This is a genomic window from Streptomyces sp. NC-S4, from assembly GCF_054353315.1.
Map to the genome: position 1 here is coordinate 3,489,952 of NZ_CM135937.1, position 22,279 is coordinate 3,512,230.

Sequence of the window (22,279 nt, forward strand, 5' to 3'; positions counted from 1 at the left end):
TCGACACCCTCGCCCCCGTCCGGCCGCCGGGCTAGGCCGAGGAGCTCACTTTCAGGCCCGCCACCACCTGGTGGGCCAGGACGTCGAGGTGGCCGCCCGTCACCGCGTCCCGGACGACCACCTGGCGCCAGTAGAGCGGGCCGATCAGCAGGTCGAGGGCGTGGGCCGGGTCGATGCCCGCCGGGAGCTCGCCGCGGGCGACCGCGTCCGAGACGATGCCCTCCGCCATGCGGCGCTGGCCGTCGAGCAGGGCGCCGCGCACCGCGTCGGCGATCTCGGGGTTCCGCGCCGCCTCGACCAGCAGGTCCGGGATGACGGCGGAGGCCACCGGGTGCCGCAGCACGTGTGACATGACCTCCAGCAGGGCCCGTACGTCCCCGTACAGCGAGCCGGTCGCGGGCACCGGCAGGCCGTCCACCGCGAACGCCCCGACCAGGTCCAGCACCAGGTGCAGCTTCGACTTCCAGCGCCGGTAGACCGCGGTCTTGCCGACCCCCGCCCGCCGGGCGATGCCCTCGATGGACATCTTCGAGAAGCCGACCGCGGCCAGTTCCTCCACCACCGCGTCACGGATCGCCTCGGTCACGTCCGCGCGCAGGACGGCGGCCCCGGCGGGGGCTCTGCGGGCGGGGGCGGGGGCGGAAGCGGCGGCGGGGTCCGGGGTCATGCAGAGAGCATAGCCGCGCCCCCGTCACGACGATACGGTTGCGTTCCGACGCAGCACGCCCTAACCTCGCCGTAGCGACGATACGGACCCGTCCCGACCTCGGCAGTGACGTACTGACCCCGTCGAAAGCGAACCCTGTGACCACCGCGACCGCACCCAAGACCGAGCCCGCGCCCTCCGCGGAACTCGCGCGACTCGCCGCCGCCCACGGCCTCACCCTCAGCGGCGCCCGCCCCACGCTCCCCCGCTACATCGCGGAACTCTGGGACCGCCGCCACTTCGTGACCGCGTACGCGACCGCCCGTATGCAGGCCACGTACAGCACCGCCAAGCTCGGGCAGCTCTGGCACCTGGTGACCCCGCTCCTCAACGCGGCCGTCTACTACTTCATCTTCGGCATCGTGATGAAGGCCAGCCACGGCGTGCCGGACTACGTCCCCTTCCTGATCACCGGCATCTTCGTCTGGGACTTCATCGGCACCTCCATCAACACCGGCACCCGTGCCGTCCACAGCAACCGGGGCCTGGTCCGCGCCCTGCACTTCCCGCGCGCCAGCCTGCCCATCTCCACCGTCGTCCAGCTCTTCCAGCAGCTGCTCGTCACCATGGGCGCCCTGGTCATCCTGCTGCTGGCGTTCGGCCAGCGGCCCGCCTGGTCCTGGTTCCTGGCCGTCCCGGCCCTGTTGCTGATGGCCGTCTTCGCCGCCGGCTGCGCGATGGTCATGGCGCGCATCGGCAGCAAGAGCCCGGACGTCAGCCAGCTGATGCCCTTCATCCTGCGCACCTGGATGTACTCCTCGGGCGTCATGTGGTCCATCGACCAGATGCTCGCCTCGGACCACCTGCCGCACCACTGGGTGCTGACACTGCTCAAGGTCAACCCCGCGGCGGTCTACATCGACCTGATGCGCTTCGCGCTGATCGACAGCTTCCAGGCGCACTCGCTCCCGCCCCACGCGTGGCTGCTCGCCATCGGCTGGGCCCTGCTCGCCGGCGTCGGCGGGTTCATCTGGTTCTGGAAGGCAGAAGAGGAGTACGGACGTGGCTGACACCGCGGCGCAGACCGACACCCGGGTACCGACCGTCATCGCCGACGGGGTCCACGTGATCTACAAGGTCCACGGCGCCGGCGCCCGCAAGGGCGGGGCCACCGCGGCGCTCAGCCGGGTCTTCTCCCGCAAGGCGCCCCCCGGCGTCAAGGAGGTGCACGCCGTCAAGGGCGTCACCTTCACCGCGTACAAGGGCGAGGCCATCGGCCTCATCGGCTCCAACGGCTCCGGCAAGTCCACCCTGCTGGCCGCCATCGCCGGCCTCCAGCCGGTGGCCCGCGGCCGGATCTACTCGCACGGCCAGCCGTCCCTGCTCGGTGTGAACGCCGCGCTGATGAACGACCTGACCGGCGAGCGCAACGTCGTCCTCGGCGGCCTCGCGATGGGCATGTCCAAGCAGCAGATCCGCGAGCGCTACCAGGGCATCGTCGACTTCTCCGGCATCAACGAGAAGGGCGACTTCATCTCCCTGCCCATGCGGACGTACTCCTCCGGCATGGGCGCCCGGCTGCGGTTCTCCATCGCCGCCGCCAAGGACCACGACGTCCTGATGATCGACGAGGCCCTGGCCACCGGCGACGCGGCCTTCCAGCGCCGCAGCCAGGCCCGCATCGAGGAACTCCGCGAGCACGCCGGCACCGTCTTCCTCGTCAGCCACAGCATCAACACGGTCCGCGAGACCTGCGACCGCGCGATCTGGCTGGAGGCCGGAGTCCTCCGCATGGACGGCCCCTCGAAGGAAGTCTGCGACGCCTACGACGCCTTCACAGCGGGCCGCTGACCGCAACGGCGCCGCACGCGAACGGGCCGGGCCCGGGACCATGAGGTCCCGGGCCCGGCCCGTTGCGTTCAGCCCGCGATCAGCTGTGCACGCGCAGCAGCGACCGCATCGTCCGCATCGCCACCGACAGGTTCGCCAGGTCGAAGTCGTCCGACCCCTGGATCTCGTCCAGAGTCGTCCGCGCCCGCCCGATGATGGCCGTGTTCTTCTCCTCCCACGCCTGGAAGCGCTCCTCGGGAGTCGAAGTGCCGTTGCCCACCGACAGCACGTCCGCGGTCAGTGCCGCGTGCGCCGCGAACAGGTCCTCGCGGATGGAGGCGCGGGCCATCGACTGCCAGCGGTCGGACCGCGGCAGCTCGATGATCCGGTCCATCAGCTGGGTGATGGCCAGGCGGTCGGCGAGGTCGTAGTACACCTCGGCGACCTCCAGCGGGTCCACACCCGTGCGGTCCGCGATCGCGACGATGTCCAGCGCCGGGAAGGCGGAGGAGAACCCGGCCACCTTGGCGGCCAGTTCCTCCGGGACGCCCTCGCCCGTCAGCTCGTCCAGGATCGACTGGTACCACTCCAGATCGGCGCCGCGCACCAGCTTCGGCAGCTCGGCCCAGACCTGGCCCACGCGCTCCTGGAAGAAGGCGATGGTCTCGGTGATCTGGAGCGGCTGCGGCCGGTTGTTCAGCAGCCAGCGGGTACCGCGCTCGACCAGGCGCCGCGAGTGCAGCCGCACCCGGGTCTGGACATCGGCGGCGACCTTGTTGTCGAGCGCCTCCACCGCGTCCCACACGTCGGCCAGGCCGAAGATCTCGCGGGCCGCGAGCTGCGCGCGCACGATCTCCTCCGTGGAGGCCCCGCTCTCCTCGCGCAGGCGGTGCAGGAAGGTCGAACCACCCGTGTTGACGGTGTCGTTGACCAGGAGGGTGGTGATGATCTCCCGGCGCAGCGCGTGCGCGTCGATCTGCTCGGTGAGCCGCTCGGCCAGGGCGGCCGGGAAGTACGCGAAGAGCAGACGGCGCAGGTACGGGTCGTCCGGCAGCTCGGTGGTGATGAGCTCGTCCGCCACCGTGATCTTGGTGTAGGCGAACAGCACCGCCAGCTCCGGCTGGGTCAGGCCCTTGCCGCCGCCGAGCAGCTCGCGGATCTGCCGGTCGGTGGGCAGGAACTCCAGCGCCCGGTCCAGCAGCCCGTCGCGCTCCAGCCGGCGCATGTAGCGCTGCTGGGCGTGGAGCAGGCTCGGGGCCTGGGCCGCGCCGTTGGCGAGCGCGACGTTCTGCGCGTAGTTGTTGCGCAGCACCAGACGGCCGACCTCGTCGGTCATCTGGGCGAGCAGCTTGTTGCGCTGCTTGACCGTCATGTCGCCGTCCGTGACGACCGCGTTGAGCAGGATCTTGATGTTCACCTCGTGGTCGGAGGTGTCCACGCCCGCGCTGTTGTCGATGGCGTCGGTGTTGACCTTGCCGCCCTCGCCGCCCGTGCCGGTACGGGCGAACTCGATCCGGCCGAGCTGGGTCAGACCCAGGTTGCCGCCCTCGCCGATGACCTTGGCCCGCACGTCGGAGCCGTTGACGCGGATGGCGTCGTTGGCCTTGTCGCCGACGTCCGCGTGCGTCTCGGCGGTGGCCTTGACGTACGTACCGATGCCGCCGTTCCACAGCAGGTCCACGGGGGACTGCAGGATCGCCTTCATCAGGTCGGCCGGGGTCATCTTGGTGACGCCCGCCTCGATGCCGAGGGCCTCACGGACCTGCGCGGTGATCGGGACGGCCTTCGCCGTACGCGGGTGGATGCCACCGCCCGCCGAGATCAGCGAGGTGTCGTAGTCGGCCCACGAGGAGCGCGGCAGCTCGAACAGGCGCCGGCGCTCGGCGTAGGAGGTGGCCGCGTCCGGGTTCGGGTCGATGAAGATGTGCCGGTGGTCGAAGGCGGCGACCAGGCGGATGTGCTCGGAGAGCAGCATGCCGTTGCCGAACACGTCGCCGGACATGTCGCCGACGCCGACGACGGTGAAGTCCTCGGTCTGGGTGTCGTGGCCCAGCTCGCGGAAGTGCCGCTTGACGGACTCCCACGCGCCGCGGGCGGTGATGCCCATGCCCTTGTGGTCGTAGCCGGCCGAGCCGCCCGACGCGAAGGCGTCACCGAGCCAGAAGCCGTAGGACTCCGCCACGCCGTTGGCGATGTCGGAGAAGGTCGCGGTGCCCTTGTCGGCGGCGACGACGAGGTAGGTGTCGTCCTCGTCGTGGCGGACCACGCCCTTCGGGGGCACGACCTCACCGGCGACCATGTTGTCGGTGATGTCGAGCAGCGCCGAGATGAAGATCTTGTACGAGGCGATGCCCTCGGCGAGCCAGGCGTCGCGGTCCACCGACGGGTCGGGGAGGTTCTTCGCGACGAAGCCGCCCTTGGCGCCGACCGGCACGATCACGGTGTTCTTGACCATCTGCGCCTTGACCAGGCCGAGGATCTCCGTACGGAAGTCCTCGCGGCGGTCGGACCAGCGCAGGCCGCCTCGGGCGACCTTGCCGAAGCGCAGGTGGACGCCCTCGACGCGCGGGGAGTACACCCAGATCTCGAAGGCCGGGCGCGGGGCCGGCAGGTCCGGGATGGCCTGCGGGTCGAACTTCATCGACACGTACGAGTGCTGCTCGCCCACGCCGTTGAGCTGGAAGAAGTTCGTGCGCAGGGTGGCCTTGATGAGGGTGAGGAAGGCCCGCAGGATGCGGTCCTCGTCGAGCGAGGCGACCTGGTCCAGGGCCCCGTCGAGCTCCTCCAGCATGGCGTCCACGAGCTCGCTGCCGGCGGTCTGGCGCACGGGCGCCATCCGGGCCTCGAAGAGCGAGACCAGCAGTCGGGTGGTGTGGACGTTGTTGCGGAGGGTGTCCTCCATGTAGTCCTGGCTGAAGGTGGAGCCGGCCTGGCGCAGGTACTTGGCGTACGCGCGCAGGACGACGGCCTGCCGCCAGGTGAGGCCGGCGCCCAGCACCAGGGCGTTGAAGTTGTCGTTCTCCGCGTCGCCCTGCCAGACCGCGGCGAAGGCGTCCTGGAAGCGCTCGCGGGCGTCGTCGCCGAGGTAGTTGTCCCCGTTGCCGGAGACGGGCATCCGCAGACCGAAGTCGTAGATCCAGGCGCTGACCCGGTCGGAGCGGCGCAGCTCGTACGGGCGCTCGTCGGTGACCTCGACGCCCAGGCGCTGCAGCACCGGCAGGACCGCGGAGAGCGAGACCTGGTCGCCGGTACGGAAGATCTTGAACCGGCGCTCGCCGGGGCCCGCGCCGACGGGCTCGTAGAGCGAGAGCGCGAACTGGCGGTCGCTGGCGGCGAGCCGCTCCAGGTGGATCAGGTCGGCGACGGCCGCGCGCGGCGAGTGGTCGGCCTTGTAGCCCTCGGCGAAGGAGGTGCCGTAGCGGCGCAGCAGCTCGGCGGCGCGCTCCTCGCCGCACTCGGCGATCAGCGCTTCCTGGAAGCCGTCGGCCCAGGAGCGGGCGGCCTCGACGAGGCGGCCCTCGATGCGCTCGACGTCGGAGTCGGTCAGCGCGGGCAGCTCGGTGCCCTGCGGGACGCGGACGACGAAGTGGATGCGGGAGAGGATCGACTCGGTGTTCCACGCGGTGAAGTCGACGCTGATGCCGCCGAGCTCCTCGCGCAGGATGTCCATCAGGCGCAGCCGCACACCGGTGGTGAACCGGTCGCGGGGCAGGTAGACGAGCGCCGAGTAGTAGCGGCCGTACTCGTCCTGGCGCAGGTACAGCCGCAGCCGGCGGCGTTCCTGGAGGTACAGGACGGAGGTGACGATGGCCTGGAGCTGGTCGACCGGGGTCTGGAACAGCTCGTCGCGCGGGTACGTCTCCAGGATCTGCGTCAGGTCGCGGCCGTCGTGGCTGCTCGGCGAGAAGCCGGCGCCGGCGAGGACCTCGGCGACCTTGCGGCGGATGACCGGGACGCGGCGCACGGACTCGGTGTACGCGGCGGAGGAGAACAGGCCGAGGAAGCGGCGCTCGCCGACGACGTTGCCGTCGGCGTCGAACTTCTTGACGCCCACGTAGTCGAGGTACGAGGGGCGGTGCACGGTGGAGCGGCTGTTGGCCTTGGTCAGCACCAGCAGGCGGTGCTCGCGGGCCTTGGCGCGGGCGTCGGCGGGCAGCCGGTTGAAGGACGGCGAGACCGGGTGGCCGTCCTCCTTGCCGCTGTGGTGCGGGTCGGAGCGCAGGATGCCGAGGCCGGTGCCGGGCACGGCGGACAGGGAGTCGCCGTCGACGAGGTTGTACTCGCGGTAGCCGAGGAAGGTGAAGTGGTCGTCGGCGAGCCAGCGCAGCAGCTCGCGGGCCTCTTCGAGCTCGTACTCGCGCAGGTCCGGGGCGGTGGGCTCCTCGGGCAGGCCCTCGGCGATGCGCAGCGCGGCCTCGCGCATCTTCTCCCAGTCCTCGACGGACTCCCGTACGTCGGACAGGACGCGCAGCAGGTCGGCGTTGATCTGCTTGAGGTCGGCGCGGTCGGTCTCGCGGTCGATCTCGACGTGGATCCAGGACTCGACGAGGGAGTCGTGGGGACGCGCGGTGGCGGGGCCGTGGGCGTCGCAGTCGGGACCGAGGATCTCGATCAGCTTGCCGGTGACGTCACGGCGGACGACGACCTGCGGGTGGATCACGACGTGGATGCCGCGGCCCTGGCGGGACAGCTCGTTCGTCACGGAGTCCACGAGGAAGGGCATGTCGTCGGTGACGACCTCGACGACGGAGTGGCTGGAGGTCCAGCCGTTCTCCTCCACCGTGGGCGTGTGCACGCGCACGTTCGCGGTGCCCTGCGGCCGGTTCTCGGCGAGCCGGTAGTGCGAGAGCGCGGCTCCGAACACATCGACCGGGTCGCGGTCCGCGAGGTCCTCGGGCGCCGTGTGCAGGTAGTAGCGCTGGAGGTAGGAGAGAACGGTGTCCTGGTCCGGACGCTCTCCCCGCTCGGACCCAGTCGGAAGTAGCCCCCCGGCCGGGCTGTGCTCAGCTACCCGGGCCGCCCGTGCGAGCAGCTCGGCCTTTGCTTCGTCCAGCTTGGTCTGCATGTCCTCTGGCTCCTGTCGCGCGCCATTGCGTGACGTAGGTGAAGGAAGGAATGACATAGCGCCGCGAGGCGGGGTGTCCGTCCGGGATCGACGCTATGCCGTCGAGAGAGCCGACCGGGAGGGAATGAGCCATGATCGGCCGACGGTCCCGGGGGCGGGGATCAGCGAAGGCCCGGGCACGGTCGTGCGCCGGGCGCAGGCCGGAGGCAACAGTGCCCCCGATGAATATCGCGCTGATCACGGGTACAAGGCTATCCCGACCTACCCCCAGGACGTCATTCGCTGCATCTGTACAAATCTTGGGGTAGAACTTTGACACTCTGGCCAGCGACGTGACGAGCCGTCCGTGCAGCGGCCCGTCCAGTCGTTATCCGGCCAGCTCGCGAGCTGTGCGTACGGCCTCGGCCAGGCTGTCCACGACCGGCACTCCGGCTGATTCCAGACTGCTGCGGCTGTGCGAACCGCCCGTGTAGAGAACCGCCCGGGCACCCACGTGGGCGGCGGCGAGGGCGTCGTCCACGGCGTCTCCGATGAGGACCGTACGGTCCGCCGTCACGCCCGTCCCGTCCAGGGCGGCCAGGTGGCGTACGAGGTGTCCCGCCTTGGAGGTGTGGGAGGGGCCGATCCGGCCGTCGACGCGCAGGAAGTGCCGGTCGATGCCATGGGCCCGGACCAGCGGGACGAGCTTGTCGTGGGGCGCGAGGGACAGCAGGGACTGGGTGAGCCCGTCCAGCTGCCAGTCCCGGAGCAGCTCCCGGGCCCCCTCGGCCAGCCCTGCGTCCTCGGCGGCGGCCCAGTAGTGGCGGTGGAAGGTGTCGTCCATGACGAGCCACTCCGCCTCGGTGGGCATCCGTCCCATGAGGCGCTCGTAGAACTTCGGCACCGGGACGACGTACAGGTCGCGGTAGGTCTCCAGGGTGATCGGCGCGAAGCCGAGCTCGGCGAAGGAGGCGTTGGTCGCGGCTATGACGGCGTCGATGTCGTGGAGGAGCGTCCCGTTCCAGTCCCAGACGATGTGGTCCGGGCGGGTGGCGACGGTCGCGGCGGTCGTGTCGCTCACTTCAGCAGCCCCGGGATCTCCTGCAGGCCGAACCACAGCAGGTCGTGGTCCTCGGCCCCCTCGACGGTCAGCTGCGCGTCCGCGTCCCCGCCGTCGGCGGCCTCCAGGGCCCGTACGGCGGCGGTCACGTCCTCTTCGGCGTCATCGGCGTCCACGTGCACGGCGGCGGCCACGGAGAGCCGTACGGCGGCGGCCAGGGCCACCCGGCCGAGCGCGGCCTCGTCGGTGCCGGGGGTGGCGGTGGCGGCCTTGTCGTCGACGTCGAGGGCGACCACGACGCGCCGGCGCGGGGCGTCCGCGTCCGCGGCGAGCAGCCGCAGGGAGGCGAGCGCGGCCCGGTTCAGGGCCGCGTACTCCAGCTCCTCGATGTCGTCCGACGCGTACCACTCGCGCAGACCGGGGGTCACGGCGTAAGCCGGCAGCGGGGCGGGGCCCAGCTCACCCGCCCGGTGCACCTCGGCGAGGCCGGGGAGGGTCAGGGGGACGTACACGCGCATGGCCGGCCGCTTTCGGTAGTCGGAAACGCCCTCAGGATACGACTCGGGCGCGGCCGGGCGGGTGATGGACCCCGTCCCCCTTCGGGGCGCCGGACCGGGGGCCCGGCCCGTCCACCCGGGTACGCGCGCGGGCGCCGGGCCGGGCGGATGACCGGCCGCCGCGCACCCGGATAGGTGAAGCGGACCGGTGGCCGGGCGGGCCGCGGGCGTGGTTGCGGAGCGTGTTCGGCGGCCGTAGAAGATCCCCATCAAGTTACCGCCCGGTATCGCTCCGGGCCCGGACCGTTCGGGGGCAACTGGCGATGGACACCACGACGCGCGGCACCATGACCGGCAACGACGGCAGCCGCCGGCGGCCCGCAGGCCGCACCCGGACCCGGCCCGCGGGCCGCCGGGACCCGCGGCGCCCGGCCGGCCCCCCGCGCGCCCTGCGGCTCGGCCCGCACCACTGGTTCGCCGAACACCTCCTCGCGGTGGTCAGCGGCCTGCGCCCGGTCCACTCGCTCCTCGGCCACACCATCGGCCCCGCCTACCAGCAGCTGATCGCCCTGGCCCCCGCGGACCCCCTCCGCGACCGCCTCCGCCCGGTCGTCCGCCAGTGCGGCCGCTTCACGCCGGGCCCGGGGGTCATCGAGGCCTTCGCCCGCATCGCCACGGGCGACCGCCTCAGCGCCATGGCCTTCCGCCTCGAACAGGGCCCCGACCTCCGCTGGCGCTGCGCCGCGGTAGAAATCCAGGGCCCCCGCCCATGACCTGCCGTCGCCGAGTCCAGCCCCGCCGGCGATTGAGGCGCGGGGGTCCGGGGGCAGCGCCCCCGGCAACGGCGCCGCACGGCACCGCACAACGCGGCCGGGGCCGGACACCCCACGGTGTCCGGCCCCGGCCGACAGCTCACGCGAAACCCTGCGAAGGGTTACTTCTTCCGGCGGCGCCCACCGGCGGCCTTCGCCGCCTTGCGCCGCTCCGCCCGCGTCATCCCGTCACCCTCGGCGCCGAGGGAGTCGCTCTCGAAGTCGCCCTCGATGACACCGCCCTCCCCGTCCACCGTCGGGGCGGAGAAGTGCAGCCGGTCCGGCCGCTGCGGAGCGTCCAGCCCCTTCGCCCGGATCTCCGGACGCGCACCCGCCGGCTCCTTCGTCAGCGACGGCGCCGTGTCCTGCACCGGAACCTCCTCGACCTGCTGCTCGACCTGGACCTCCAGGTTGAACAGGTAGCCGACGGACTCCTCCTTGATGCCTTCCTGCATGGCGTTGAACATGTCGAAGCCCTCGCGCTGGTACTCGACCAGCGGGTCCTTCTGGGCCATGGCCCGCAGGCCGATGCCCTCCTGCAGGTAGTCCATCTCGTACAGGTGCTCACGCCACTTGCGGTCGAGCACCGACAGGACCACGCGCCGCTCCAGCTCACGCATGATCTCGGAGCCGAGCGTCTTCTCGCGGGTCTCGTACTGCTCGTGGATGTCGTCCTTGACGGACTCCGCGATGAACTCGGCGGTGATGCCCGCGCGGTCGCCCGCGGCCTCCTCCAGCTCCTCGATGGTGACCTTCACCGGGTAGAGCTGGCGGAAGGCGCCCCACAGGCGCTCCAGGTCCCACTCCTCGGCGAAGCCCTCGACCGTCTCGGCCGCGATGTACGCGTCGATGGTGTCGTCCATCATGTGGCGCACCTGCTCCTGGAGGTCCTCGCCCTCCAGGACGCGGCGGCGCTCGCCGTAGATGACCTCGCGCTGGTTGTTGAGGACCTCGTCGTACTTCAGGACGTTCTTGCGCGTCTCGAAGTTCTGGGTCTCGACCTGCGACTGGGCCGACGCGATCGCGCGCGTCACCATCTTGTTCTCGATCGGCACGTCGTCGGGGACGTTCGCCATCGCCATGACGCGCTCGACCATCTGCGCCTTGAACAGGCGCATCAGGTCGTCGCCCAGCGACAGGTAGAAACGGGACTCGCCCGGGTCGCCCTGTCGGCCGGAGCGGCCGCGCAGCTGGTTGTCGATACGGCGCGACTCGTGCCGCTCGGTGCCCAGCACGTACAGCCCGCCGAGCTCCTTGACCTCCTCGAACTCCGCCTTCACCGCGGCCTCGGCCCGGGTGAGCGCCGCGGGAAGGGCGTGCGCCCACTCCTCGATGTGCTCCTCCGGGTCCAGGCCCCGCTGGCGCAGCTCGGCCTCGGCGAGGTCGTCCGGGTTGCCGCCGAGCTTGATGTCGGTACCGCGGCCGGCCATGTTCGTGGCGACCGTGACCGCGCCCCGGCGGCCGGCCTGGGCGACGATCGTCGCCTCACGGTCGTGCTGCTTGGCGTTGAGCACCTCGTGCGGGATGCCGCGCTTGGAGAGCTGCTGGGAGAGGTACTCGGACTTCTCGACCGACGTCGTACCGACGAGGATCGGCTGGCCCTTCTCGTGCTTCTCCGCGATGTCGTCGACGACGGCGGCGAACTTCGCGACCTCGGTCCGGTAGATCAGGTCCGGCTGGTCCTTGCGGACCATGCCCCGGTTGGTCGGGATCGGGACGACACCGAGCTTGTAGATCTGGTGGAACTCGGCGGCCTCGGTCATGGCCGTACCGGTCATGCCCGACAGCTTCGAGTAGAGGCGGAAGAAGTTCTGCAGGGTGATCGTGGCGAGGGTCTGGTTCTCGTCCTTGATGTCCACCCCTTCCTTCGCCTCGATCGCCTGGTGCATGCCCTCGTTGTAGCGGCGACCGGCGAGGATACGGCCGGTGTGCTCGTCGACGATCATGACTTCGCCGTCGATGACGACGTAGTCCTTGTCGTTCTTGAAGAGTTCCTTGGCCTTGATCGCGTTGTTGAGGTAACCGACGAGCGGGGTGTTCACCGACTCGTAGAGGTTCTCGATGCCGAGCCAGTCCTCGACCTTGGCGACACCGGACTCGTGGATGGCGACGGTGCGCTTCTTCTCGTCGACCTCGTAGTCGCCGGTCTCCTCGATGCCCTTCAGCGGCTGGCCGGCCTCGCCCTTGGTCAGGCGGGTCACCAGCTTCGCGAAGTCGCCGTACCACTTCGTGGCCTGGTCGGCGGGGCCGGAGATGATCAGCGGGGTACGGGCCTCGTCGACGAGGATCGAGTCGACCTCGTCGACCACGGCGAAGTTGTGGCCGCGCTGGACGAGCTCGTCCTGGGACCACGCCATGTTGTCGCGCAGGTAGTCGAAGCCGAACTCGTTGTTCGTGCCGTAGGTGATGTCGCAGCTGTACTGTTCGCGGCGCTGCGCCGGCGACATGTTCGCCAGGATGCAGCCGACCTCGAGGCCGAGGAACTTGTGCACCCGGCCCATCAGCTCGGAGTCGCGCTCGGCGAGGTAGTCGTTCACCGTGATCAGGTGGACGCCCTTGCCGGACAGCGCGTTCAGGTACGCGGGCAGCGTGCCGACGAGGGTCTTGCCCTCACCGGTCTTCATCTCGGCCACGTAGCCGAGGTGCAGCGCCGCGCCACCCATGATCTGGACGTCGTAGTGCCGCTGGCCGAGGACGCGCTTGGCCGCCTCGCGTACGGTCGCGAAGGCCTCGGGCAGCAGGTCGTCCAGGCTCTCGCCGTCCTGGAAGCGCTGCTTGTACTCGTCCGTGAGCGCCCGCAACTCGGCGTCGGAGAGGTTGACGAAGTCCTCTTCGATGGAGTTGACCTGGGCCGCGATGCGGTGCAGTTTGCGCAGGATCTTGCCCTCGCCTGCACGCATGAGCTTGTTGAAGACGGACACCGAGGTTTGTCTCCTTGCCGGTCGGGCCTGGGCACTGTGCGTACCTGGGCACGGCAGGTGGGCCCCACCGCAACGGCCATCGTAAGCGAGGACGTGGCCGCGTCGGGAGGTCCGCCGTTCCCGTGAGGGCACGGGTGCCCGTATTGAGAACGTACGGGGGACACCGAAGGTGCCGCATCGCCCGGAGGGATCACCTAAAAATGTTCGCCGCGGATACCCGCGCGGCAGCAGAATTCGTTCATGGAACCCAGAACACTCAGCACGGACCGATTGGTATTGCGGCCTTTCGTCCCGTCGGACGAGGACGAACTGTATGCGGCGGCCCAGGATCCGGACGTCCAGCGCTGGACGCTGGCGCCCTCCCCCTACGAGCGCGAGCACGCGCACACCTTCGTGAACGAGACCGCGCCGAACGACTGGCGCGACGGCAGGGCCTTCGCCTTCGCCGTGCGCCTCGGGGCCGAGGGCCCCCTGGTCGCGTCGGTCGGCGTGCACGTCCACACCGCGGAGAGCACGGAGATCGGCTACTGGGCGGTCAAGGAGCACCGCGGCCGGGGCTACGTGACCGAGGCGGTCCTGGCCGCTGCCCGCTGGGCCTTCACCGAACTGGGCGTCGGGCGGCTGGAATGGCGCGCCGAGGTGGGCAACGCGGGCTCCCGCGCCGTGGCCGAGAAGGCCGGCTTCCGGGTCGAGGGCCTCCTGCGGGCCGGCATCATCCAGCGCGGCACCTACCGCGACTGCTGGGTCGGCGCCCTCCTCCCCTCCGACCTCGGCCTCACCTCGCGGCTTCCGTACCTGCCCGCTGTCAGTGGTGCCGCCTAGGCTTCGGCGCATGAGCAACCCGCCGCCGCACGTGTCCCTGTCCGCCGACGAGGCGCGGCGCATCGCCCTGCGCGCGCAGGGCTTCATCGGCGCCCCCGACCGGCGCGGCGGGGTCCGCGGGGTCCTGCGCCACCTGGGGGCCGTACAGCTGGACACCATCTCGGTCCTGGCCCGCTCGCACGAGCTGATCCCGTACGCGCGCCTGGGCGCGGTGGGCCGGGACACCGTGGAGAAGGCCTACTGGTCGGACCGGCACGCCTTCGAGTACTGGTCGCACGCCGCGTGCATCCTGCCCATCGAGGAATGGCCGCATTTCGCGTTCCGCCGCCGGGCCAACCGGACCCGCGGCCACCGCTGGCACATCCTCCAGGACAAGCAGCACTCGACGCGGGCGGTCCTGGACCGGCTCCGCGCCGACGGCCCGCTGACCGCCACCGAGCTGGGCGGCGCCAAGAACGGCGGCGAGTGGTTCGAGTGGTCCGAGACCAAGATCGCGGTGGAGTGGCTGCTGGACACCGGAGAGGTGGTGTGCAGCGAGCGCCGCGGCTGGAAGCGGGTCTACGACCTCCCCGAGCGGGCCGTTCCCGACGCGCTGCTCCACGACGACCTGGACGACCGCGAGTGCGTACGCCGGCTGGTCGCCCTGGCGGGCCGGTCCCTGGGCGTCGGCACCCGTGCCGACATCGCGGACTACCACCGCCTCAAGGGCGAGCAGTTCGACGCGGTCGTCGCGGACTCGGGGCTGGTGCCGGTCGAGGTGGCGGGCTGGGACAAGCCGGCCTGGGCGGACCCGGCGGCTCTCGCGCAGGCCCCCGGGGGCCGCCACCGCACGACGCTGCTCTCGCCCTTCGACTCCCTGGTCTGGGACCGCCCCCGCACGGAGCGGATCTTCGGTTTCACGCACCGCCTGGAGGCGTACGTGCCCAAGCCGAAGCGGATACACGGGTACTTCGCGATGCCGCTGCTGGCGGGCGGCCGGCTCCAGGGCCGTGTCGACCCGGCCCGCGAGGGCCGCACGCTGGTCGCCCGGCAGCTCTCGCTGACCTCCCCGAAGGCCGCGGGCGCGATGGCACGGGCCCTGCGGGAAGCGGCGGAATGGGTCGGCTGCGAGGACGTACGCGTCGAGCGCGCGAGTTCGCCCGCGGAAGCGGCGGCCGTCACCGCGGAACTGGCCGCGCTCTAGACCGCCCGGCCCTCAGCGGATTTCGAGGATCTTTTCCCGCATCGCGTAGACCACGGCCTCCATCCTGGAGTGCAGTTGCAGCTTCTCCAGGATGTTGCGGACGTGGTTCTTCACGGTGTTCTCGGAAATGAACAACTCCTTGGCGATATCACGGTTGTTCATACCGGTGGCCACCAGTTTCAGGACCTCCAGCTCCCGGTCCGTCAGCCGCGGCGCCGGCACCAGCCGCCGCTCGTCGGTCCGCTGGATCATCGACTTGAACTCGGTGAGGAGCTTCGACGCCATCGACGGGCTGATCTGCGACTGGCCGTCCGCGACCGCGCGGATCGCCGTGGCCACCTCGTCCGTGGAGATCTCCTTCAGGAGGTAACCGGTCGCGCCCGCCTTGATCGCGTCGTAGAGATCGGCCTCCTCGTCGCTGATCGTCAGCATGATGATCTTCGCGGAGGGGGCCACCTCCTTGATCGAGGTGCACGCCTCGATCCCGCCGCGCCGGGGCATCCGCACGTCCATCAGCACGATGTCCGGAAGCAGGTCGGCCGCCTTGTCCACGGCCTCCGCCCCGTCCCCGGCCTCGCCGACGACCTGGATGTCCTCCTCCTGCGCGAGGACGATCTCCAGTCCCCGCCGGAAGAGCGCGTGGTCGTCGACCACGAGCACCCTGATGGGCTCCCGGGCGGGCTCCTGCGCCGGGTCGCTCCCGTGGCAGCCCGCGACGCCACCGTCCGCGCGCACCGGCCCGAAGCTGTCCGCCATCGTTCCTCCCCCTGCATGTGCTCAGCTGCTGGGCCAACCGGACACACACCGCTGCCGGTTGACTGCACGCCATGATTCCATGCCCGCACCACGGCCCGGGGGCCAAAAGTGAGCCACCTGGCGCAAACCCGTCGGATACCGGTCATGCAGGCGCCCCCGCGAAGGCGCCGGAGCGCCCTCACGGGGGCGGTTGTACGGATGTGCCCGGCGTCAGCCGCCGAGCGCGCCACCGGCGCCGCCCCGCGGTTCCTCCGAGCTGGAGGCACCGTCGGGGTTCACGTGGATGACGCCGTAGTCATAGGCATGACGGCGGTAGACGACACTGGGCAACTTCGTCTCGGAGTCGACGAACAGATAGAAGTCGTGACCGACCAGTTCCATCTCGTACAGGGCCTGGTCGAGCGACATGGGCGCGGCCGAGTGGGTCTTCTCGCGAACGATCAGCGGGCCTTCGCCCTGCACCTCGAGGGATCCGATCCGGGTGATCGGCACCCCGTCCGTCTTCTCCTCCGAAACCGGCTGTCCACTGCCGTTCAGCGATGCGACGCCCGGCACCACGTCGGCGACCTCCGCCGCCGAGAGCCGGCCGTTGCCACGGCGGGTGTAACGCTTGTCGTGCTGCTTGCGCAGCCGGGCCTCCAGCTTGTCCTGAGCCAGGTCCAGCGCCGCGTACGCGTCGGCGGCGGCGGCCTCGGCACGGATCACCGGGCCCCGCGAACGCAGGGTGATCTCCACGCGGTCGGAACGGTCGGCCTGGCGCGGGTTGTGCTCCTTGGACACCTCGACGTCCAAGCTGATCACCTTGGCGTCGAGCTTCTGGATCCGCTCCGGATTCAGCTTCTCGGCCACGTGCTTGCGGAACCGCTCGGGCACCTCGGTCTTGCGGCCCTTGACGACGATGTCCACGCAGAACTCCGTTCCCGGATAGCTCCGCCCGACGGGGCGAAGCGTCTCCCTTTCGCACCAGACTCCGGTGAAGGCCGGAGCCTCGGACTTGGCGACTTTCACCTCCTCCTCCCCCATCGGCAAGATCAACACCCCACCGACTTCGGAGTCGAGAGACAGTCTCCTGAGTTCCTTACAACCGAACATATCCCTCTATGGCGGTTGTCGGCACCCGCTACCGGAATGTACTTCCAGTCAGGTGACTGTTCCCTCTTACTACCTGCAACGATGGGCCTTCCCCGCCAGTTCCAAATCTATTCACAAGATTTTTGTTCTGTCCGAGTTGCTCAAAGACGTGGCGTCCGTCCGATCCGTCCGAACGAGTCCGCCGGCGCGGCCACCACCGCCGCCCCCAGCACCGCCCCCGGCCCTGCCCCCGGGGCCGTCGCCACCCCCGCCACCAGCCCCTCGGCGCGCACCGCCCGGGCCGCCTCCGCCAGCGTCGCCCCCGTGGTGATCAGGTCGTCCACGAGCACGATCCGGGCCGCCCCGGCCATCAGCCGCCGCCCGCCCCGACGCACCCCCAGCGCCCCCGTGAGGTTCTCCCGGCGCTCCCGCGCCCCCAGCCCCGCCTGGTCCGCCACCGCCCGCCGCAGCCCCAGTACGGGCGCCACGCGCGCGGGAACACCGGCCCGCCGCAGCCGCCCCGCGGCCGCCAGCGCGATCCTGCGCGCCGGATCGTGCCCGCGCGCCCGGACCTGCCGCCGCGCCGACGGGACCGGGACCAGCGCCACGTCCCCCGCACCGCCCGCACCGCCCGCACCGCCGCGACCGCCCGCCAGGACGGCCGCCGCGAGGCCCGCCCCGAGCACCCCGGCCAGCGGCAGCGCCCCGCGCTCCTTGTGCGCCAGCAGGAGGCTCCGTACGGCCCCCTCGTAGACGGCGGCGGCCCGTACCACCGGCAGGCCCGCGGGCCGCGGGGACGGCCGCACCGGCCCTTCCCCGGCCCCGCTCAGCGCGTCCCGGCACGCGGCGCACACCAGCACCCGGACCGCCCCGCAGCCGGCGCAGTCGACGGGCAGGACCAGCCCGGCGAGCTCCTGCCACCAACCCCGCATGGCTCCACACTGACGGGCCGGGCCACCGGGCGCGACCCCTGTGGAAACCGGCCCGGGGGCAGGTCAGCCCGGGTACACCGGCCCCCGGCCGCCCGCACCCGCCGCCACCGTGCGCCACTGGGCACCCGGCGGCAGCCACACGATCCCGTCCTCCGAGAACGCGACCACCGGCTTCGGCTTCGCCTCGTCCTCCGTGGCCGCGACCGCCACCTCCGACAGCCCGGTGGCCCCGGGCAGGCTCGCCGCGACCATCGAACCGTCGGCCAGCATGTAGCGGGCCTGCTGCACGCCGCCGTTCTCCCGGCCCACCACGAGCAGCCGCCCGCGCGGCGCCCAGCTCATCGCCGTCACGTCGACCATCTGCGGGGCCGCCTGACGCAGCTCGCGCACCGACACCGCCGAGGAGTCGCCCTTGCCGTCGGGCCGCTCGATCCGCCCGACGTAGAGGACCTTGCTGCCGCCGCCGGGCTGCTCCACCAGCAGGGCGATCCGGGCCCCGTCGGCGGACGCCTTCAGCGAGGCGATCTTCCGTCCGTCGAGCCCCGCCACCTGTACCTTCTCGGGCGTTCCGGCACCACCGGGGACCCGCCACAGCCCCGGGGACTGCGGATCCCGGTCCGCGACCCACAGATCACCGGAGGCGTCCCAGCTCGGCGCGGTCAGCAACGCCGTCTTGCCGCCCTTGCCGATCGGCATCGGCTGCGGCATCGCCCCGCCCCCGACCAGCGGCACGACGTACAGCGCGTGCTCGTCCTCGGAGACCACGGCCGCGCGCCGCTCGTCGTGCGAGACCGCCGCCGATCTGACCTTGAACCCGGGAGGGGTGGCCAGCGGCCCCGGCACCGGTTCGGGCCGGACCTGCAGGTCCTCGCTGCTCGTGTCCAGCTTCATCCGGACCAGCCGCTTCTCGCTGTCGACGAAGTACTGGAACTCGGGGATCTTGGGCCGGCCCGCGATCGAGGCCGCGCTCACCTCGCTCACCGAGCACAGCGAGGTCGACTTGCCGCCCGCCCGCACCAGTTCGACCTGGTCGAGCCGGGAACCCGTCAGATCCTTGACCGTGTAGAGGAGTTGGGTGGCCATCTTCTTGCACTGCGGCTGCGCGACGTTCTCGGCCTTCTCGTTGAGCGGCACGCGCAGCGTGTTCTGCCCGTCGTACGAAAGGGACTTGGTGCCCGGGCTCAGTTCCGTACCGGTGGGGAAGCTGGACTCCACGACCGGGGCGAGCCACCGCGACGGCCCCGCCAGCAGCGACTGCACGGTCTGCGTGGTCGGGTCCATCCGCGAGTCCGGGTCGGTGCGCTGACGCACGTAGACGGGGTCGGCGACGAGCGTGCCGCCCGCGAAGTAGTACTTGTTGACCGGCATGTAGATGCGCTGGAAGTCCGACTCGCTGAGCACGAGCCCGCTCGGCGGGGTCGAGATCCGCCACTGCTTGTCCTCGTTCTGGACGAGCTGGAGGAACTCCTCGTACTCCCTTGCCCCGGTCTGCGGCTGGTACGCGCTGTGCTCGTCGACGGTCGCGAGCTTCTTGCCGGTCACCTTCCAGCGGGGACCCTCGGGGTCCTTCTCGCCCCGGTTCGGAACCCGGTTGAGCCCGGAGGAGAGCACGGTGACGGCCGAGCCGGGCTTCCAGCTCTCCGCGGCCGCCTTGGTCAGGTACTTGCGGGCCGTCTCCAGCTGCGGGTCGTCGCTGGTCATCGCCTCCAGGAAGCCGTCGACGATCTCCGCCGGGCTGGCCTTGTCCGCGGGCGGTACGCCGAACACCCGGACCTGCGAATCCACGCCCTGCGAGGCCTGCACCGGGCGGATGTCGCCCCGGTTCGGCATGGAGGCGCACCCCGCGAGCAGCAGCCCGGCCGCGCCGAGGGCGTACGCCCGTACGGTGCGCAGCCGACGGCGCCGCACCCGCGCACGCCCCGCCCGTGCGTCCAAGGGCTCAGCGTCCATCGGCTCGGTCCTCCTGTTGTGCCTGCTCGGCCGGGCGGGCCACGACCCGGGCCCCGTTCCCCGGCAGGGCCGTCGGGTCGGCGGGCACCGGCATCGCCCCGGCGACGGGCGAGCGCGGCGGTATCGGCGAGCGGTCGCCCGCGTCGGCGGGCTTGCGGTCCGCCGCACCGCCCGCGGCCTCGGCCTCGGCCGCGGCCCTGGCCCGGTTGGCGCGGTTGGCCCGGGAGTCCTCGGGCTCCAGCGGGATGGGCGAGCCCCGCAGCGGCTCGTCGGCGGTGCGCGGCAGGGTCAGCCGGAACTGCGAACCGCCGCCCGGCTCGCCCCAGGCCTGCAGCCAGCCCCCGTGCAGCCGGGCGTCCTCGACGGCGATGGACAGGCCGAGGCCGGTCCCGCCGGTCGTGCGCGCCCGCGCCGGGTCGGCCCGCCAGAAGCGGTTGAAGACGCGCGTGGCCTCGCCGGGCTTCAGCCCGACCCCGTAGTCCCGTACGGCGACGGCGACGGCCCCGCCCGCGGACGCCAGCCGGACCACCACGTCGCGGCCCTCGCCGTGCTCCACGGCGTTGACGACCAGATTGCGCAGCACCCGCTCCACACGCCGGGCATCGGCCTCGGCGATGACCGGCTGGGTGTCGCCCAGGACCCGGATCCGGGTGCCCTTGTGCTCGGCGAGCGGCTCGGCACCGTCGATGACCCGGCGCACGACGTCACGCAGGTCGATGGGCTCGGCCTCCAGGGCCGCGGCCCCGGCGTCGAAGCGGCTGATCTCCAGCAGGTCGGCGAGGAGCGACTCGAACCGGTCGAGCTGCCCTGCGAGCAGCTCGGCGGAGCGCGCGGTGATCGGGTCGAAGTCGACCCGGGCGTCATGGATGACGTCGGCGGCCATCCGTACCGTCGTCAGCGGCGTGCGCAGCTCGTGCGAGACGTCCGAGACGAACCGGCGCTGCATCCGGGACAGCTCCTCCAGCTGCTGGATCTTGTTCTGGAGGTTCTGCGCCATCTTGTTGAAGGCCTCGCCGAGGCGCGCGATGTCGTCCTCGCCCGTGACCTTCATCCGCTCCTGGAGGCGCCCGGCAGAGAGCCGCTCGGCGATCCCGGCGGCCATCCGGACCGGGGTCACCACCGAGCGCACCACGAGCCAGGCGATGCCGCAGAGCAGGACGACGACGAACAGCCCCGCGGTCACGATGGTGACCTTGATCAGATTGAGGGACTCCTCCTCCTGCGTGAGCGGGAAAAGGTAGTACAGGTCGTACGGGTCGCCGTTGATGTCCGAGAGCCGCTTGCCGATGACCAGCGCCGGCTCGGGCTCCTTGGCCCCGTCCCCGCTGGTGTAGCGGATCTCGGAGAAGGTCTTGAAGGCACCGGTGGCATGGTTGACGGCCCGGCGCAGCGGAAGCGGGACACTGGCGGTCGGATCCACGTTGCCGGAGGCCCGGGCGCCCTTGACGCCCTGCGTTCCGGGCAGCGCCTCGTCACCCGTGCCCGCGCCCAGCGCGACGACCTCGAAAGCGGTCTGGCCACCACTGGCCAACTGTTTGACCAGCGAGTTCATCCAGGTACTGGCGTCCCGGCCGACCTTGTTGTCGGTGGCGTCGGGCCCGTCGACCGTGGCCGGGGCGTTGGCCTTCTCCTGCGCCACCGCGAACCCGCCCGCGGCCTGGCTCTGCGCCGCCTCCTCCTTGGCCTCCAGGAGACCCCTGCTGACCTGCGCGATGACGACGAACCCCAGCGCGAGGACCACGGCGAGCGAGATCAGCAGGGTGGCGGCGACCACCCGGAGCTGGATGTTGCGCCGCCACAGCCGGACGGCCGGAAGCACCGGCCGGCGCGCCAGGCGCAGGAACAGCCTCAGGACACGGCTGCTGGACGCCCGGTCCCGGAAGAGCCGGCCGAAGCGCAGCCGCCACGGGCGCAGGCCGCCCGGAACCCTGCCGGACACGCCGGACGTACCGGACTGCACGTCAGCTGGGTCCGGCCTTGTAGCCGACACCACGCACCGTCACGACGATCTCAGGGCGCTCCGGGTCCTTCTCGACCTTGGAGCGCAGACGCTGCACGTGCACGTTGACCAGGCGGGTGTCCGCCGCGTGCCGGTAGCCCCAGACCTGCTCCAGCAGCACCTCACGGGTGAAGACCTGCCAGGGCTTGCGCGCGAGGGCGACCAGCAGGTCGAACTCGAGCGGGGTCAGCGCGATCGAGGCACCGTCCCGCTTGACCGAGTGCCCGGCCACGTCGATGACCAGGTCACCGATGGCCAGCTGCTCGGGCGCGGGCTCCTCCGACCGGCGCAGACGGGCCCGGATGCGGGCCACCAGCTCCTTCGGCTTGAACGGCTTCACGATGTAGTCGTCGGCCCCGGACTCCAGGCCCACGACGACATCGACCGTGTCGCTCTTGGCGGTGAGCATGACGATCGGCACTCCGGACTCCGCCCGGATCAGGCGGCACACCTCTATGCCGTCCCTCCCGGGCAGCATGAGGTCCAGCAGCACCAGGTCCGGCTTCGCCTCCCGGAAGGCAGCAAGTGCCTTGTCACCGTCCGCTACGAACGACGGCTCAAAACCTTCTCCACGCAGCACAATGCCGAGCATCTCGGCCAGCGCGGTGTCGTCGTCGACGACAAGGACGCGTCCCTTCATGGTTGACATCATCCCATTAGCTAATCGTGACCCGGCGGTGAGCTGTCCCACAGCCAAAAGGGCTGGAAATCGACCCTCGGACCTGCGTGGAGATCAGCTCCACCAGTCTGCCCCCG

At 71.2% G+C, this 22,279-nt stretch carries 16 protein-coding genes; 5 read left to right on the forward strand and 11 right to left on the reverse strand.

The window, feature by feature from the left end; translation table 11 throughout:
• Nucleotides 1-31 precede the first annotated feature (31 nt).
• Nucleotides 32-667 carry a TetR/AcrR family transcriptional regulator gene (locus tag ACXNSR_RS15330; RefSeq protein WP_458642571.1) on the reverse strand — a complete coding sequence of 212 codons (636 nt, stop codon included), beginning with the start codon at nucleotides 665-667 and terminating at the stop codon, nucleotides 32-34.
• 137 nt (nucleotides 668-804) lie between these two features.
• On the opposite strand from ACXNSR_RS15330, the gene ACXNSR_RS15335 reads away from it, so the two are divergent.
• Nucleotides 805-1,716: an ABC transporter permease gene (locus tag ACXNSR_RS15335; protein ID WP_458642572.1), complete on the forward strand. Its 912-nt coding sequence runs from the start codon at nucleotides 805-807 to the stop codon at nucleotides 1,714-1,716.
• Nucleotides 1,709-2,497, forward strand: a complete 789-nt coding sequence (locus ACXNSR_RS15340; protein ID WP_458642573.1) for an ABC transporter ATP-binding protein — start codon at nucleotides 1,709-1,711, stop codon at nucleotides 2,495-2,497. The genes ACXNSR_RS15335 and ACXNSR_RS15340 overlap by 8 nt, the downstream gene beginning before the upstream one ends.
• A gap of 79 nt (nucleotides 2,498-2,576) precedes the next feature.
• On the opposite strand, the gene ACXNSR_RS15345 is transcribed toward ACXNSR_RS15340, so the two are convergent.
• From ACXNSR_RS15345 to ACXNSR_RS15355, 3 genes are all read right to left on the reverse strand, one after another.
• A complete protein-coding gene (locus tag ACXNSR_RS15345) occupies nucleotides 2,577-7,541 on the reverse strand; it encodes an NAD-glutamate dehydrogenase (protein WP_458642574.1) in 4,965 nt (1,654 codons plus the stop codon).
• A gap of 367 nt (nucleotides 7,542-7,908) precedes the next feature.
• A complete protein-coding gene (locus ACXNSR_RS15350) occupies nucleotides 7,909-8,601 on the reverse strand; it encodes an HAD family hydrolase (protein ID WP_458642575.1) in 693 nt (230 codons plus the stop codon).
• The gene (locus ACXNSR_RS15355; RefSeq protein WP_458642576.1) at nucleotides 8,598-9,098 is read right to left on the reverse strand and encodes a DUF6912 family protein; all 501 of its coding nucleotides are present in this window, start codon (nucleotides 9,096-9,098) and stop codon (nucleotides 8,598-8,600) included. Before ACXNSR_RS15355 ends, ACXNSR_RS15350 begins: the two co-directional genes overlap by 4 nt.
• 302 nt (nucleotides 9,099-9,400) lie before the next feature.
• On the opposite strand from ACXNSR_RS15355, the gene ACXNSR_RS15360 reads away from it, so the two are divergent.
• Complete coding sequence (locus ACXNSR_RS15360; RefSeq protein WP_458642577.1) at nucleotides 9,401-9,850, forward strand: Rv3235 family protein; 450 nt, start codon at nucleotides 9,401-9,403, stop codon at nucleotides 9,848-9,850.
• A 161-nt stretch (nucleotides 9,851-10,011) separates the two neighbouring features.
• Here ACXNSR_RS15360 and secA read toward each other — a convergent pair whose 3' ends face one another.
• Entirely contained in the window at nucleotides 10,012-12,810 is a 2,799-nt protein-coding gene (gene secA / locus ACXNSR_RS15365) for a preprotein translocase subunit SecA (protein ID WP_458642578.1), read from the reverse strand.
• 240 nt (nucleotides 12,811-13,050) lie between these two features.
• Here secA and ACXNSR_RS15370 point away from each other — a divergent pair, with 240 nt between their 5' ends.
• Nucleotides 13,051-13,632 carry a GNAT family N-acetyltransferase gene (locus tag ACXNSR_RS15370; protein WP_458642579.1) on the forward strand — a complete coding sequence of 194 codons (582 nt, stop codon included), beginning with the start codon at nucleotides 13,051-13,053 and terminating at the stop codon, nucleotides 13,630-13,632.
• A gap of 10 nt (nucleotides 13,633-13,642) precedes the next feature.
• Nucleotides 13,643-14,815: a winged helix-turn-helix domain-containing protein gene (locus ACXNSR_RS15375; RefSeq protein ID WP_458642580.1), complete on the forward strand. Its 1,173-nt coding sequence runs from the start codon at nucleotides 13,643-13,645 to the stop codon at nucleotides 14,813-14,815.
• 12 nt (nucleotides 14,816-14,827) lie between these two features.
• Here the strand turns inward: ACXNSR_RS15375 and ACXNSR_RS15380 are convergent, their stop codons facing one another.
• The 6 genes from ACXNSR_RS15380 to mtrA form a co-directional block, all read right to left on the reverse strand.
• Complete coding sequence (locus ACXNSR_RS15380; RefSeq protein ID WP_458642581.1) at nucleotides 14,828-15,571, reverse strand: response regulator; 744 nt, start codon at nucleotides 15,569-15,571, stop codon at nucleotides 14,828-14,830.
• A 210-nt stretch (nucleotides 15,572-15,781) separates the two neighbouring features.
• Nucleotides 15,782-16,477: a ribosome hibernation-promoting factor, HPF/YfiA family gene (hpf, locus tag ACXNSR_RS15385; RefSeq protein WP_030010104.1), complete on the reverse strand. Its 696-nt coding sequence runs from the start codon at nucleotides 16,475-16,477 to the stop codon at nucleotides 15,782-15,784.
• Nucleotides 16,478-16,803: 326 nt separating this feature from the next.
• Nucleotides 16,804-17,574: a ComF family protein gene (locus ACXNSR_RS15390; RefSeq protein ID WP_458642582.1), complete on the reverse strand. Its 771-nt coding sequence runs from the start codon at nucleotides 17,572-17,574 to the stop codon at nucleotides 16,804-16,806.
• 63 nt (nucleotides 17,575-17,637) lie between these two features.
• On the reverse strand, nucleotides 17,638-19,524 hold the full coding sequence (locus tag ACXNSR_RS15395; protein ID WP_458642583.1) for an LpqB family beta-propeller domain-containing protein: 1,887 nt from the start codon (nucleotides 19,522-19,524) through the stop codon (nucleotides 17,638-17,640).
• Nucleotides 19,514-21,484 (reverse strand): MtrAB system histidine kinase MtrB, encoded by a 1,971-nt coding sequence (gene mtrB, locus ACXNSR_RS15400; RefSeq protein ID WP_458642584.1) that lies wholly within the window; start codon nucleotides 21,482-21,484, stop codon nucleotides 19,514-19,516. Before mtrB ends, ACXNSR_RS15395 begins: the two co-directional genes overlap by 11 nt.
• Nucleotide 21,485: 1 nt before the next feature.
• Complete coding sequence (gene mtrA, locus ACXNSR_RS15405; protein WP_189747360.1) at nucleotides 21,486-22,175, reverse strand: two-component system response regulator MtrA; 690 nt, start codon at nucleotides 22,173-22,175, stop codon at nucleotides 21,486-21,488.
• Between the last annotated feature and the right edge of the window lie 104 nt (nucleotides 22,176-22,279).